This is a genomic window from Acidovorax sp. GW835-FHT14B10, from assembly GCF_058793725.1.
This window is the reverse complement of record NZ_JBXAGC010000002.1, coordinates 178,181-193,251: the sequence shown is the minus strand read 5'-3', so window position 1 is coordinate 193,251 and position 15,071 is coordinate 178,181. Positions and strand designations below refer to the sequence as shown.

The 15,071-nt window shown below is 59.8% G+C and carries 10 protein-coding genes; all 10 read left to right on the top strand.

What is annotated here, in order from left to right; all coding sequences use genetic code 11:
- The gene (locus AC1Q5S_RS02835; protein ID WP_422205206.1) at positions 1–669 is read left to right on the top strand and encodes a type IV pilus inner membrane component PilO; all 669 of its coding nucleotides are present in this window, start codon (positions 1–3) and stop codon (positions 667–669) included.
- On the top strand, positions 666–1,208 hold the full coding sequence (locus AC1Q5S_RS02830; protein WP_303833800.1) for a pilus assembly protein PilP: 543 nt from the start codon (positions 666–668) through the stop codon (positions 1,206–1,208). The genes AC1Q5S_RS02835 and AC1Q5S_RS02830 overlap by 4 nt, the downstream gene beginning before the upstream one ends.
- A 41-nt stretch (positions 1,209–1,249) precedes the next feature.
- A complete protein-coding gene (locus tag AC1Q5S_RS02825; protein ID WP_422205264.1) occupies positions 1,250–3,349 on the top strand; it encodes a type IV pilus secretin PilQ in 2,100 nt (699 codons plus the stop codon).
- Between the two features lie 23 nt (positions 3,350–3,372).
- Positions 3,373–4,971: a hypothetical protein gene (locus AC1Q5S_RS02820; protein WP_492238298.1), complete on the top strand. Its 1,599-nt coding sequence runs from the start codon at positions 3,373–3,375 to the stop codon at positions 4,969–4,971.
- Positions 4,972–5,408: 437 nt separating this feature from the next.
- Positions 5,409–6,521 (top strand): 3-dehydroquinate synthase, encoded by a 1,113-nt coding sequence (aroB, locus tag AC1Q5S_RS02815; RefSeq protein WP_492238334.1) that lies wholly within the window; start codon positions 5,409–5,411, stop codon positions 6,519–6,521.
- 57 nt (positions 6,522–6,578) lie between these two features.
- Positions 6,579–7,748 (top strand): deoxyguanosinetriphosphate triphosphohydrolase, encoded by a 1,170-nt coding sequence (locus AC1Q5S_RS02810; RefSeq protein WP_303833803.1) that lies wholly within the window; start codon positions 6,579–6,581, stop codon positions 7,746–7,748.
- 87 nt (positions 7,749–7,835) lie between these two features.
- Positions 7,836–8,465, top strand: a complete 630-nt coding sequence (locus tag AC1Q5S_RS02805; RefSeq protein WP_422205199.1) for a DUF1415 domain-containing protein — start codon at positions 7,836–7,838, stop codon at positions 8,463–8,465.
- Complete coding sequence (locus tag AC1Q5S_RS02800; RefSeq protein ID WP_303833804.1) at positions 8,462–9,376, top strand: class I SAM-dependent methyltransferase; 915 nt, start codon at positions 8,462–8,464, stop codon at positions 9,374–9,376. Before AC1Q5S_RS02805 ends, AC1Q5S_RS02800 begins: the two co-directional genes overlap by 4 nt.
- A gap of 71 nt (positions 9,377–9,447) precedes the next feature.
- Entirely contained in the window at positions 9,448–10,152 is a 705-nt protein-coding gene (locus AC1Q5S_RS02795) for a transposase (RefSeq protein WP_422205195.1), read from the top strand.
- 176 nt (positions 10,153–10,328) lie between these two features.
- Positions 10,329–15,062 (top strand): glutamate synthase-related protein, encoded by a 4,734-nt coding sequence (locus AC1Q5S_RS02790; RefSeq protein WP_303833806.1) that lies wholly within the window; start codon positions 10,329–10,331, stop codon positions 15,060–15,062.
- Positions 15,063–15,071: the final 9 nt, after the last annotated feature.

Below are 15,071 nucleotides of genomic sequence, written 5' to 3'. Positions count from 1 at the left end.
ATGGCAAAAAAACAATCCTCAAAGATCGATTTCGCTGCGCTGCAGGGAAATCTTCAGCGACAGTTCAAGAATCTGGACACCAAAGACCCATCGCTTTGGCCCATTTTGCCCAAAATTCTGCTCTGTGCATTCATTGCCATCGGTGTTGCCGTTGTCCTCTGGTTCGTGCAGTTGACGGATTATCAGGCGGAGCTGGAGATGGAGCGTGGCAAGGAGGTTGCACTCCGTGAGGACTACACGAAAAAGCTTGTGAAGGCCGTTAGTCTTGAAGCACTCAAGAAGCAGCGGGAACAGATTCAGCAATATGTGATTCAACTTGAAAAGCAATTGCCCAGCAAGGCGGAAATGGCGGCCTTGTTGTCCGATATCAACCAGGCAGGGTTGGGGCGAAGCTTGCAATTTGAACTGTTTCGTCCTGGTCAAATCGTCGTCAGGGACTATTATGCAGAGCTTCCCATTGCCGTCAGGGTAACGGGAAAATACCATGATATGGGCTCATTCGCTTCGGATGTGGCGCATTTGTCCCGTATCGTGACTTTGAATAATATTTCCATTGCTCCTGCGGGTAAGGAAGCCGGTACGCTGTCCATGGATGCCACGGCGCGAACTTTCCGTTACCTCGATCCTGAGGAAATTCAAGCGCAAAAGAAAGCCGGAGGTAAGAAATGATGTGGGCCGGCCGTCTGATTTTATTATGTTGTGCTGGCGTTCTGTGCGGTTGCGGTTCGACGGAAGAGGATGAGTTGCGCCAATGGATGGCTGATCAGCGCGCCAACACCAAGCCGCTCATTACCCCCCTTTCCGAGCCCAAGCAGTTTCAACCGCAGGCATACACGGTGGAGAATGGCGTCGAACCGTTTAGTCAGTTGAAACTCATGCAGGCACTGCGGCGGGATTCGGTGCAAGTGGCCTCCAACGCTACATTGATTGCTCCTGAAATGGCGCGAAGAAAAGAGCCGTTAGAGGCTTTTCCGTTGGATGCCATGGCAATGGTCGGTAGCCTGAACAAGACCGGAACGCCTACGGCGCTACTCAAAGTAGATAATTTGTTGTACCAGGTTCGGGTGGGAAATTACCTTGGACAAAATTATGGAAAAATCATCAAAATTTCCGAAACGGCAATTAGCTTGCGCGAGATAGTTCAAGACGCCACGGGAGATTGGATAGAACGCACCGCTTCGCTTGAACTGCAGGAGGGAAAGAAATGACAACGAAAAATATCGGGATAACGAACAGCTGCCGAAATGCCATGTTTGCAGTAGTGGCCACGCTGGCTGCAGCGGCTGCCATGGCACAAAGTGCGATCGAAGCTGTCACTGGCACGATGCAAGGTGGTGCAGAGGTTGTTCGTGTTGAACTATCGCAGCCACTCTCTGCGGTACCGACTGGCTTTGCAATTCAATCACCAGCCCGCATCGCGCTGGATTTTCCTAGAACCACCAATGCAATGGGGCGATCCGTTGTCGATGTGAATCAGGGAAATTTAAAATCCATCAACGTCGTACAATCTGGCGATCGGTCTAGACTGGTTCTGAATCTCAAGCAGGCCACCTCTTACCAAGCGGAATTGCAAGGCAAGACACTGCTTATTTCTCTGTTGCCTGTTAATACTTCGGTGGCAGCTTCGCAGCAGTCCACTACCTCGATATTTGCTGCAAGCGGCGGCAGCGAAATGCTTCCTTTGAAGGATGTTGACTTTCGCCGGGGCGCAGATGGTTCTGGCCGCATCATTGTCAGCCTTGCCAATAGTCAGGTGGGTGTAGATCTGCAGCGGCAAGGCAAAGGACTCAATGTCGATTTTCTCCGCTCGTCCTTGCCGGAAGGGCTGCGTCGGCGCCTTGACGTGACAGATTTTGGAACGCCCGTTCAATTGGTGACGACCTCCCAGCAGGGGGACCGCGTGCGCATGGTCGTAGAGCCCGTTGGTGAATGGGAGCACAGCGCCTACCAAAGCAATAATCAATTTGTCGTGGAGATTCGCCAAAAGAAGGTTGATTTAACCAAGTTGACCCAAGGGCCTGGTTTTAGTGGCGAAAAACTCTCGCTGAATTTCCAAAACATTGAAGTCCGCTCTCTGCTGCAGGTGATTGCCGATTTCACCAATTTCAACATCGTGACGTCCGACACCGTGACGGGCGCGCTCACGCTTCGGTTGAAAGATGTTCCATGGGACCAGGCCCTGCAGATCATCATGGATGCCAAGGGCTTGGGCATGCGCAAGTCTGGCACCGTCTTGTGGATTGCACCCAAGGACGAAATCGATGCGCGTACCAAGAAAGACTTTGAAGCTGCGTTGGCCATTCAGAAACTGGAGCCCCTGAGAACACAAGCTTTCCAGCTGAATTACGCCAAAGCGGCAGACATGGTTACGCAGCTGACAAATAGTTCAAGTGGCGGTAGTAGTGGTGGCACATCCACGAGATTCTTGACGGAGCGGGGGAGTGCCATTTCAGAGCCCCGCACAAACCAACTGTTTGTGACAGACACGCCCAGCAAACTCGAAGAAGTGCGTCAATTGCTCTCGACGTTAGACATCGCGGTGCGCCAGGTTTTGATTGAGGCACGCATTGTGGAGGCCCGTGATACCTTTGGTCGATCGCTGGGCGTGCGACTGGGCGGTACGGACCTGCGCGCCAATCGTGGCGGCGATGGCGGCTACGGAATTGGTGGAGACAATCGTATTGCATTTGGCACCAGTTACAGCAATGCGGTGGCCTCCAGTGGAGCAGGAGGCATCACCAACACAAATGGGAATTTCGTCAACTTGCCTGCGAGTCTGTCGAATGTCAGCAGTGTGGGGAGTTTTGCACTTTCCATATTTAACTCTGCCGCCAATCGATTCTTGACGCTTGAACTCTCAGCCATGGAGGCCGACGGCAAGGGCAAGATTGTGTCGAGCCCTCGGATCATTACCGCGGACCAAACCAAGGCCTTGATTGAGCAGGGAACGGAGTATCCATATTCTGTTACAGCCCCCAATGGCGCAACAACGCTCGCTTTCAAGAAGGCTGTGCTGAAACTGGAAGTGACACCGCAGATCACGCCAGAGGGGAGCATCATCCTCGATTTGGATATCAATAAAGACAGCAGAGGTGAAACTACAACCCAGGGCGTCGCGATTGATACCAAGCACATCAAGACGCAAATTCTCATTGAAAATGGCGGAACCGTGGTGATTGGTGGTATTTTTGAGATGGAAGATACCAATCAAGAAAATAAAATTCCAGTGCTGGGCGATGTTCCTGTTTTAGGGAATTTGTTCAAGAGCAGAACGAAAGAATCGTCCAAGCGTGAAATGTTGGTTTTTATTACGCCCAAGGTTATTACTGACCGCGGTCCAGTTCGATAGTTAATTTCACTATTGGTGTAAAAATGAGAAAATCAGTCAGAATATTGACCGTGCTATTGGTCACCGTATTGGTGGCATGCGGTGGCGGTGGTGGTAATTCAGGCACGTCACCTAGCGGGCAGCCCCCAGCTGTAAGTGTGGCGAGCATCATTTATCAGTTTGATAAAAATGTATTGACAAATTCTGGCGCGGACGAGGCCGCATTAACGGTCACCGCTCTGGATGTCAATAACAATCCGGTAGCAAATGCAGCTTTGGTGGTTTCAGTTGATTCTGGTGTATATACGCCAGTGGTGGCTGTTTCCGATTCCACAGGCAAAGCTTTTGGAAAAATTTCTATTGGAAGTAATAAGGTCAACAGGGATATTACAGCGGAAATAAAAATGGGGGATAAAACTGCGACAGCAGTGATTCCTGTTACGGGAAGCAAAGTGGCTTTGTCCTTGGTCCCTGCTACGCCGGTCCCTGGTGGTCAGGCCACGTTGTCCATCAAAGTGACTGATGTTAATGGGACTGGTATCGCGCAGGCACCTGTCAAGTTGGGGGGCACACTGGGTTTCACACAAAGTGTGGCTACCGATAGCGGCGGCAATGTCACCGTTCAATTGCAGGCTGCCCCTGTTTCTGCGGGTACCTATACCATTGTGGCGACTGCTTCGGGCGTGACTTCCCAGGCGCCAGACGTGCAGGTATTGCTGCCTGGAGGGACTGGTATTCCTAATGCAGTGGGAATAATCAGCGCAGCCAGTTTGGCCATAACGCCCAACACCATTTCGCCCAATGTGGCAGGCTCCACCACAAATCGGTCTGGTTTAAGGGCAATTTTTCAAAATGCGTCTAACCAAGCGATTCATAATGTGCGTGCCCGATTCGAAATCGTTCAGCCAGGGCTTGGAAGCGGTGAAGTGATTTCTACGGGTGTGGCAACGGTCTATAGTGATGCCAGCGGTCAGGTGTTGTCTGAATACATCGCGGGGACTCGATCCAGCCCTACGGATGGGGTTCGGATTCGCGTGTGTTATGGTTTGACCGATGCTGAGATCGCTAATGGCGCTTGTCCAAATTCCAGGACAGCAACCATGACGGTGGCCAGCCAGCCACTTTCAATCACCTTGGGCGATAACAACGAGCTGGCGAAGGGTGCGAACAATCTCACCTACATCAAGAAATTTGATATCGCAGTAGCGGATGCAGCAGGCAATGCGGTGCCCAATGCGCAAATCTCTGCGAGTGTTGATCTACGTTCCTATGGTAAAGGTCTATATATTAGTCCACGCACTTGGTGCACGAATGAAGACTTGAATCGGAACGGATTTCTGGACGCAGCTGAAATTCTTGCCGGTGATGGAGATAGCGAAATTTCACCGCGCAAAGCAGATGTAGTTCTGTCATTTATCGGTGATAAAATAACTGGTACGAATGGTCGCGCCACCATACAGGTGGAGTACCCCATGAATGTGGCGACTTGGCTTGTATATGCCGTGAAAGTGACAACCAGTGTGGCGGGTTCTGAAGGCGTGGTTGAGAAGATCTACACTACAGGGTTTGTCGAGGGCGATGACAAAAACGGTTCGTTCTTGACACCCGCTTATGGAGTGAACGACTGCCAAACGCCAAGGTAAATTTCTACATACTTGTGTTAAACGTGACTGGTAGCGTCGCGATGAGTAGATCGGACATGCGCACCATCCCTCATCGGGCGGTACTTCGAATGTCGGTTTAGTACTAGCATTTCTAGGCTGTGACCGATCGGTCGGAATGCCAGTCCCTTTGGCTGCCTTCCTTTTTCGGCTGCTCTATGACGGAGGGTGACGGGCCTTGGCGCAGCTACCCGTTCGCACTGACCAGGGTCTGCTCACGTTTGGCCCGTTGCGTTGCTACTGGCCTTCCGTCGCTAAAGGCATTGGGTAAGCCCTTGTTCGATCGGCGCGCAACCGGGCCACCGGTGCGCCTGCCCTAAACTAGGCCCACCATGTTCACTGCCATTACCTCACCGAATTCAGCGTTGCAGCGCGAAGACGTTGTAATCGCGCCGCGCACGTTGCCGGCCTTTGCGTCGATGTCATTGCCCGTCCCTGACGCACAAACTGTTGCCATCGACTTGGCCGATCGTAGTTACCGCATCAAGATCGGCGCCGGCCTGCTGGGTGTGCCGGCCACCTATGGGGCGCTGCCGAAGGCTGCCGCAGCCCTCATCGTCACCAACACCACCGTGGCTCCGCTGTATGCCGATGCCTTGCGCGTGGCTCTGGCTCCGAAGTACGCTCAGGTGCACGTGGTGGTGCTGCCCGATGGCGAGGAGCACAAAAACTGGCAGACCCTGAACCTGATTTTTGATGCCCTGCTGCAGCATGGCTGCGACCGCAAGACCGTGCTGTTCGCCCTGGGCGGCGGTGTCGTCGGCGATATGACGGGCTTTGCCGCCGCCAGTTACATGCGCGGTGTGCCGTTTGTACAGGTGCCCACCACGCTGCTGGCGCAGGTCGATTCTTCAGTGGGGGGAAAGACCGCCATCAACCATCCGCTGGGCAAGAACATGATTGGTGCGTTCTACCAGCCGCAGTTGGTGGTGTGCGACCTGGCCACGCTCGACACGTTGCCTGCGCGCGAGCTCAGCGCCGGCTTGGCCGAGGTCATCAAGTACGGGCCAATTGCCGACATGGACTTCATGGCCTGGCTGGAAGAAAACATGGAGGCACTGCTGGCCCGCGACCGCATGGCACTGGCACATGCGGTGCGGCGCAGCTGCGAGATCAAGGCCAACGTGGTGGGGCAGGACGAGCGCGAGGCCGGGCTGCGCGCCATCTTGAACTTTGGCCACACCTTTGGCCACGCCATCGAAGCGGGCATGGGCTACGGCGCATGGCTGCATGGCGAGGGGGTGGGTGCCGGCATGGTGATGGCGGCCGAGCTGTCGCGCCGGCTGGGCCTGGTGGACGACGCGTTTGCGGTGCGCTTGAAAGCGCTGGTGCAGCGTGCTGGGTTACCCCTGCGCGGGCCGGTGCTGGATGCCGGGGACAATGCCGGCCGCTACCTGGAGCTGATGCGCGTGGACAAGAAATCCGAGGCGGGCGAAATCCGCTTCGTGCTGATCGACGGGCCGGGCCAGGCTTGCGTGCGCGCCGCGCCTGACGCGCTGGTGCGCGAGGTGATTGATGCCTGCTGCGCCTGATTGCCATGGAAATGGCGGCTGCATGCCATTGAATATCCTCCCCTTGCGGCCAGTTTGATGCTTGGTCAAGGCTTGGCAAACTATGCCTGCGATCCGGCGCACACCCGGGGACGCAGGCACCCAGAAGCACCGGCGCCCACGCGCACCGAATACCAGCGCGACCGCGACCGTATCGTGCACTCGTCGGCGTTCCGCCGGCTGGTTTACAAAACCCAGGTTTTTCTGAACCACGAGGGTGACCTGTTTCGCACGCGGCTCACGCATTCGCTGGAGGTGGCCCAGCTGGGACGTTCGATTGCACGGTCCTTGTGCATCAACGAAGACCTGGTGGAGGCTATTTCGCTGGCCCACGATCTGGGCCACACCCCTTTCGGGCACGCCGGGCAGGATGCACTCAACGGCTGCATGCAGGCCCATGGCGGGTTCGAGCACAATCTGCAGAGCCTGCGGGTGGTGGACCAGCTGGAAGAGCGCTACCCCGACTACGATGGCATCAACCTGACTTTCGAAACGCGGGAGGGTGTGCTCAAGCATTGCTCGCAGGCCAATGCGCTGCGGCTGGAGGCCGTTGAACCGGGGGGGGTGGGCGGGCGATTTCTGCGCAAGGAACAGCCCAGCCTGGAGGCGCAGCTGTGCAATCTGGCGGATGAGATTGCCTACAACGCGCACGACATCGACGATGGTGTGCGTTCGGGCCTGATCACACTGGCGCAATTGGCCGAGGTGGTGCTGTTTGACCGTTACCGCCGGGTGGCCGAGGCCGAACATCCGCACCTGGTGGGTGCTGCGATGGAGCGGCGCCTGCTGTATGAAATCATCCGACGCATGCTCAGTGCGCAGGTGTATGACGTGATTGATGCCACCCGTGCAGCGCTGGCCGATGCCGCACCGCGCAGTGTGGCCGATGTGCGTCGGGCCCAGGCGCTGGTGAGGTTCAGCGCCCCCATGCGGGTGCAGTCCTCGGAGCTGAAGCGCTTTCTGTTCAAGAACCTCTACCGCCATCCGCAGGTGGTGGAAACCACCGGGCGGGCGCAGCGCGTGGTGACCGGGCTGTTTGCGGCCTACATGGCCGAGCCCGGCGAGATGAAGCCACGCTTTACCCGCCAGGCCATGGAGGGAGAGCCTTCGGTGCGTGCCCGGGCGGTGGCCGATTTCATTGCCGGCATGACCGACCGTTTTGCAGCGCGCGAGCACGAGCGCCTTACCGGTCTGCGCCTGCTGGGTTGAGGTGCCGGGAGCGCGTCCGCTGCAGATGCTGTGGCAGCGGGCCGGTAAAATGGCACTCCCTTGTGTCGCCTTTCGAATCCACTTGCCATGAACCTTGCCGCCCCTGCGTCGCCCTCCGCACCCTCAGAACGGGCCGACCTTGTGGCTGCGGACATGGTGCGCTGGCTGGAGCGGGCCGTGATCGGGCTCAATCTGTGCCCTTTTGCCAAGGGCGTGCATGCCAAGGGGCAGATTCACTATGTGGTGAGCGCCGCCACCGATTCCGCAGCACTGGCACAGCACTTGCGGCGTGAGCTGGCCGATCTGGCCGCAACCTCCGCGGAGGTGCGCGACACCACCTTGCTGATGGCCCCGGACTGCCTGCAGGATTTTCTGGAATTCAACGATTTTCTGGATGTCGCCGAACGCGTTTTGCAGGAGCTGAACCTCGATGGAACCCTGCAGATTGCCAGCTTTCACCCCCAGTTCCAGTTTGCCGGAACGGACGCGGACGATGTCACCAACTGCACCAACCGCGCGCCGTATCCCACCTTGCACCTGCTGCGCGAAGGCAGCATCGACCGGGCGGTGCAGGCCTACCCCGAGGCAGAGGCCATCTATGAGCGCAACATGGAAGTGCTGGAGCAGCTGGGCATGCCGGGCTGGCAGGCACTGGAGGTGGGGGCCAACGTGAGCACGACGACTGCCGCATCGCCAACGCCCAAGGACTTGGCATGAAGGCCGCGCACCACAAGGCAGCCGCCACGGCGGCCGGCAAGAACGCTCCTGCGGCCAGCGCTGAGCTGTCCGAGCTGCGCCCGGGGCAGTCCGTTGAGCTGCTGAAGGAACTGCACATCCTCACGCGCGAAGGGCGCTTGAACCAGGATTCACGGCGCAAGCTCAAGCAGGTATACCACCTGTTCAACTTCATCGAACCCTTGCTGCAGGAGCTGTCAGAGGGCGGGCGCAGCCCCACGTTGGCCGACCATGGCGCGGGCAAGTCGTATCTGGGCTTCATCCTGTACGACCTGTATTTCAAGGCGCTGGGGCGCGGCCACATCTATGGCATCGAGTGGCGTGCCGAGCTGGTCGACAAATCGCGTGCGCTGGCCGAGCGGCTGGGGTTCGGACGCATGTCCTTCCTGAATCTTTCGGTGGCCGCATCCACTGGCGCGGCGGAGCTGCCCGAACGCATCGACGTGGTGACCGCGCTGCACGCCTGCGACACCGCCACCGACGATGCCATTGCCTTCGGCCTGCAAAAGCAGGCGCGTGCGATGGTCCTCGTGCCCTGCTGCCAGGCTGAAATGGCGGCCTGCCTGCGCCAGGGCAAGGCGCTGCAACTGGCGCGCACGCCGCTGGCCGAGCTGTGGCGCCACCCACTGCACACGCGCGAGCTGGGCAGCCAGGTGACGAATGTACTGCGCTGCCTGCACTTGGAAGCCAGTGGCTACCAGGTCACGGTGACCGAGCTGGTGGGTTGGGAGCACAGCATGAAAAACGAGCTGATCATCGCGCGCCATACCGGCCAGAAAAAGCGCAGTGCCCAGGAGCGGCTGCGCGCCATCCTGCGGGAGTTCGGCCTGGAGCAGGCGATGGGCGCGCGGTTCGGGCTGCCAGCGGATGGCATCGCCATGCCGCAAGACTGATCCGCACCCTCCACTTTAATGGGGGTCAGACTCCCATTAAAATTCCAGCTCCTACATTTCAGGAGCGCGCCATGGCCCGCCTGCCCCGTCTCACGCTTGCGGGCTATCCGCACCACATCATCCAGCGCGGCAACAACCGCCAGGTGATCTTTGTGGACCGGCAGGATTTCGAGACCATGCTGGCGCTGCTGGCCGAGAATGCGCAGAAGTTTGCCGTGGCGATTCACGCCTATGTGCTGATGGACAACCATTTCCATCTGCTGGCCACGCCGGCCACGGCCGAGGCGCTGCCGCTGATGATGCAGGCCGTGGGGCGCAGTTATGTGCGCTATTTCAACCAGCGCCATGGGCGCAGCGGCACGCTGTGGGAGGGGCGCTACCGCTCCACGCTGATCGAGAGCGAACGCTACCTGCTGGCCTGCATGGTCTATATCGACCTGAACCCGGTGCGCGCCGGCATGGTAGCGCAGCCGGGCGCCTGGCCCTGGTCCAGCCATGCCCATTGCCTGGGGCAACGCATCGACAAGCTGGTCACGCCGCATGCCTTGTACTGGGCGCTGGGCAACACGCCATTTGCACGCGAGGCAGCTTATGCCGCGCTGGTGCAGGCGGGGATTGGCAGCGGCGAGCAGGCGGCGCTGACCGATGCGGCGCTGCGTGGATGGGCGCTGGGCGATGCGGATTTCGTGGCGGAACTGCAAAAAAAATCTCTCCGCAGAGTTACGAAAACCAGGCCGGGGCGACCCAAACTGGCAAGAAATTTACCAGCCAATTAGGCCTTCAGTGCTTTATGCATCAGTGCAAAACGCTATCTCTTTTAATATGTCCCTTATTTAATTTGCTTCTATTTAAATCAAACTTAATTGGAGTCTGACCCCAAATATTGTGCTTGCCTGAATATGTTGCAATGCACTAATCTTGTGGTCCCTGCGAAAAATATGAGGAGTGCGCCATGACCACGGCTGCCGAGATCCAGCATCTGCAACAACACGGTTTGTATTCATCGGGCAACGAACACGACGCCTGTGGCCTCGGGTTTGTGGCCCACATCAAGGGCACCAAGCGCCACGACATCGTGACGCAGGCCCTGAAGATCCTGGAAAACATCGACCACCGTGGCGCGGTGGGTGCCGACCCGCTGATGGGTGACGGCGCAGGCATCCTCATTCAGATTCCAGACGCGCTCTACCGCGAAGAAATGGCCAAGCAGGGTGTGACCTTGCCTGCGGCTGGCGAATATGGCGTGGGCATGATCTTCCTGCCCAAGGAGCATGCCTCGCGCCTGGCCTGCGAGCAGGAGATGGAGCGCGCCATCAAGGCCGAAGGCCAGGTGCTGCTGGGCTGGCGCGATGTGCCGGTCAATGTGGACATGCCCATGTCGCCCACCGTGCGCAAGAAGGAGCCCATCCTGCGCCAGGTGTTCATCGGCCGTGGTAACGACGTGATCGTGCAGGACGCGCTGGAGCGCAAGCTGTACGTGATTCGCAAAACGGCCAGCGCCGCCATCCAGCGCCTGAAGCTCAAGCACAGCAAGGAATATTACGTTCCGTCCATGTCCAGCCGCACCGTGGTCTACAAGGGCCTGCTGCTGGCCGACCAGGTGGGCGTGTACTACAAGGACCTGTCGGACGAGCGCTGCGTCTCGGCCATCGGCCTGGTGCACCAGCGTTTCTCCACCAACACCTTCCCCGAGTGGCCGCTGGCCCACCCCTACCGCTACGTGGCGCACAACGGTGAAATCAACACCGTCAAGGGCAACTACAACTGGATGAAGGCGCGCGAAGGCGTGATGGCCTCGCCCGTGCTGGCGGCCGATCTGCAAAAGCTCTACCCCATCAGCTTCGCCGACCAGTCCGACACCGCCACGTTCGACAACTGCCTGGAACTGCTGACCATGGCGGGCTACCCCATCAGCCAGGCCGTGATGATGATGATTCCCGAGCCCTGGGAGCAGCACACCACCATGGACGAGCGCCGCCGCGCGTTCTATGAATACCACGCCGCCATGCTGGAGCCCTGGGACGGCCCGGCTTCCATCGTGTTCACCGATGGCCGCCAGATCGGCGCCACGCTGGACCGCAACGGCCTGCGCCCCTCGCGCTACTGCATCACTGATGACGACCTGGTCATCATGGGCTCGGAATCCGGCGTGCTGCCTATCCCCGAGAACAAGATCGTGCGCAAGTGGCGCCTGCAGCCCGGCAAGATGTTCCTGATCGACCTGGAGCAGGGTCGCATGATCGATGACGATGAGCTCAAAGCCAATATCGTCAACACCAAGCCCTACAAGCAGTGGATCGAGAACCTGCGCATCAAGCTCGACAGCATTGAAACGGATGCCGACGCTGCCACGCCCAAGGCCGCCGAACTGCCTTTGCTGGATCGCCAGCAGGCCTTTGGCTACACCCAGGAAGACATCAAGTTCCTGATGGCGCCCATGGCCAAGAACGGCGAAGAAGGCATCGGCTCCATGGGCAACGACAGCCCGCTGGCCGTGCTCTCGGGCAAGAACAAGCCGCTGTACAACTACTTCAAGCAGCTGTTCGCCCAGGTGACCAACCCGCCGATCGACCCGATCCGCGAGGCCATCGTGATGTCGCTCAACAGCTTCATCGGCCCGAAGCCCAACCTGCTGGACATCAACCAGGTCAATCCGCCAATGCGGCTCGAAGTGAGCCAGCCCGTGCTCGACTTTGCCGGCATGGCCAAGCTGCGCGACATCGAACGCCACACGAACGGCAAGTTCAAGAGCGCCACCATCGACATCACCTACCCGCTGGACTGGGGCCGTGAGGGCGTGGAAGCCAAGCTGGCCTCGCTGTGCGCGCAGGCGGTGGACGCCATCAAGGGCGGCGCCAACATTCTCATCATCAGCGACCGCGCCGTGAGCGCCACGCAAGTGGCCATCCCCGCACTGCTGGCGCTGTCGGCCATCCACCAGCACCTGGTGGGCGCGGGCCTGCGCACCACGGCCGGCCTGGTGGTCGAGACCGGCACTGCCCGCGAAGTGCACCATTTCGCCGTGCTGGCCGGCTACGGCGCCGAGGCTGTGCACCCCTACCTGGCCATGGAAACCCTGGCCGAGATGCACAAGGACCTTGGCGGTGACCTGTCGGCCGACAAGGCCCTCTACAACTACGTGAAGGCCATTGGCAAGGGCCTGTCCAAGATCATGTCCAAGATGGGCGTGAGCACCTACATGAGCTACTGCGGCGCCCAGTTGTTCGAGGCCATCGGCCTGAACACGGACACCGTGGGCAAGTATTTCACCGGCACCGCCAGCCGCGTGGAAGGCATCGGCGTGTTCGAGATCGCCGAAGAAGCCATCCGCATGCACAAGGCGGCCTTTGGCGACGACCCGGTGCTCGAAACCATGCTGGACGCGGGCGGCGAATACGCCTGGCGTGCCCGGGGCGAAGAGCACATGTGGAGCCCCGACGCGATTGCCAAGCTGCAGCACAGCACGCGCGCCAACAACTGGAACACGTACAAGGAATACGCCCAGATCATCAACGACCAGAGCAAGCGCCACATGACGCTGCGCGGCCTGTTCGAGTTCAAGATCGACCCCGCCAAGGCGATCTCGATCGACGAAGTCGAGCCCGCCAAGGAAATCGTCAAGCGCTTTGCCACCGGCGCCATGTCGCTGGGATCCATCTCCACCGAGGCGCATGCCACGCTGGCCGTGGCCATGAACCGCATCGGCGGCAAGAGCAACACCGGCGAAGGCGGCGAAGACGCTGCGCGCTACCGCAACGAACTCAAGGGCATCCCGATCAAGAAGGGCGATACCTTGAAGAGCGTGATCGGCGCCGAGAACGTCGAGGTTGATCTGCCCCTGCTGGATGGCGACTCGCTGCGCAGCCGCATCAAGCAGGTGGCCTCGGGCCGCTTCGGTGTCACGGCCGAGTACCTGTCGTCGGCCGACCAGATCCAGATCAAGATGGCCCAGGGCGCCAAGCCCGGCGAAGGCGGCCAGCTGCCGGGCGGCAAGGTGTCCAACTACATCGGCAAGCTGCGCCACAGCGTGCCGGGTGTGGGCCTGATCTCGCCGCCGCCGCACCACGACATCTATTCGATCGAAGACCTGGCGCAGCTGATCCACGACCTGAAGAACGTGGCGCCGCATGCCGGCATCAGCGTCAAGCTGGTGTCCGAAGTGGGCGTGGGCACCATCGCGGCCGGCGTGGCCAAGTGCAAGAGCGACCATGTGGTGATCGCCGGCCATGACGGCGGCACGGGCGCCTCGCCCTGGTCGTCCATCAAGCACGCCGGCGGCCCCTGGGAAATCGGCCTGGCCGAAACCCAGCAGACCCTGGTGCTCAACCGCCTGCGCGGCCGCATCCGCGTGCAGGCCGATGGCCAGATGAAGACCGGCCGCGACGTCGCCATCGGCGCGCTGCTGGGCGCGGACGAGTTCGGCTTTGCCACGGCCCCGCTGGTGGTCGAAGGCTGCATCATGATGCGCAAATGCCACCTCAACACCTGCCCGGTGGGCGTGGCCACGCAAGACCCCGCGCTGCGCGCCAAGTTCTCGGGCAAGCCCGAGCATGTGGTGAACTACTTCTTCTTCATTGCCGAAGAAGTGCGCCAGATCATGGCCCAGCTGGGTATCAAGAAGTTCGACGACCTGATCGGCCGCACCGACCTGCTCGACATGCGCCAGGGCCTGGAACACTGGAAGGCCCGTGGCCTGGACTTCAGCCGTCTGTTTGCCCAGCCCAACGTGCCCGCCGACGTGCCGCGCTTCCATGTGGACGTGCAGGACCACAACATCGAGCACACGCTCGATCGCAAGCTCATCGAGCGCAGCCAGCCCGCCATTGAAAAGGGCGAGCGCGTGCAGTTCATCGAGGTGGCGCGCAACGTGAACCGTTCCGTGGGAGCCATGCTCTCGGGCGCGGTGACCCGCGTGCACCCCGAGGGCCTGCCGGATGACACCATCCGCATCCAGCTCGAAGGCACGGGCGGACAGTCGTTTGGCGCCTTTCTCACGCGCGGCATCACGCTGTACCTGATCGGCGACGCCAATGACTACACGGGCAAGGGCCTGTCGGGTGGCCGCGTGATCGTGCGCCCCAGCATCGACTTCCGCGGCGACACGGTACGCAACACCATCGTGGGCAACACGGTGATGTACGGTGCCACCGCGGGGGAGTCCTTCTTCAGCGGCGTCGCGGGCGAGCGCTTTGCCGTGCGCCTGTCCGGCGCCACCACCGTGGTGGAAGGCACGGGCGACCATGGCTGCGAGTACATGACGGGCGGCACCGTGGTGGTGCTCGGCCAGACCGGCCGCAACTTCGCCGCCGGCATGAGCGGCGGCGTGGCCTATGTGTACGACGAAGATGGCCAGTTCGACACCCGCTGCAACATGTCCATGGTCACGCTGGAGCGCATCCTGCCCTCGGCCGAACAGGAAGCCACGGTACCGCGCGCCATCTGGCACAACGACCAGACCGACGAAGCCCAGCTCAAGAAGCTGCTGGAAGACCACAACCGCTGGACGGGCAGCAAGCGCGCACGCGAGCTGCTCGACAACTGGGCCGCATCGCGCAGCAAGTTTGTCCAGGTCTTCCCGACCGAGTACAAGCGTGCGCTGTCCGAAATTTATGAACGAAAAGTGATGGAAGAGCAAGCTACGCCTGCGGTAGTAGCTGCCAAAAAGGAAGCGGTCCCGGCCAAGTAAGGCGGCATT

Bases quoted from the DNA above. Each gene is read 5' to 3' on its own strand.
- AC1Q5S_RS02800 (WP_303833804.1), top strand. From the start codon at position 8,462: ATGAAGGCCGCGCACCACAAGGCAGCCGCCACGGCGGCCGGCAAGAAC.
- aroB (WP_492238334.1), top strand. From the start codon at position 5,409: ATGTCATTGCCCGTCCCTGACGCACAAACTGTTGCCATCGACTTGGCC.
- AC1Q5S_RS02825 (WP_422205264.1), top strand. From the start codon at position 1,250: ATGTTTGCAGTAGTGGCCACGCTGGCTGCAGCGGCTGCCATGGCACAA.
- AC1Q5S_RS02795 (WP_422205195.1), top strand. From the start codon at position 9,448: ATGGCCCGCCTGCCCCGTCTCACGCTTGCGGGCTATCCGCACCACATC.
- AC1Q5S_RS02830 (WP_303833800.1), top strand. From the start codon at position 666: ATGATGTGGGCCGGCCGTCTGATTTTATTATGTTGTGCTGGCGTTCTG.
- AC1Q5S_RS02790 (WP_303833806.1), top strand. From the start codon at position 10,329: ATGACCACGGCTGCCGAGATCCAGCATCTGCAACAACACGGTTTGTAT.
- AC1Q5S_RS02805 (WP_422205199.1), top strand. From the start codon at position 7,836: ATGAACCTTGCCGCCCCTGCGTCGCCCTCCGCACCCTCAGAACGGGCC.
- AC1Q5S_RS02820 (WP_492238298.1), top strand. From the start codon at position 3,373: ATGAGAAAATCAGTCAGAATATTGACCGTGCTATTGGTCACCGTATTG.
- AC1Q5S_RS02835 (WP_422205206.1), top strand. From the start codon at position 1: ATGGCAAAAAAACAATCCTCAAAGATCGATTTCGCTGCGCTGCAGGGA.
- AC1Q5S_RS02810 (WP_303833803.1), top strand. From the start codon at position 6,579: ATGCTTGGTCAAGGCTTGGCAAACTATGCCTGCGATCCGGCGCACACC.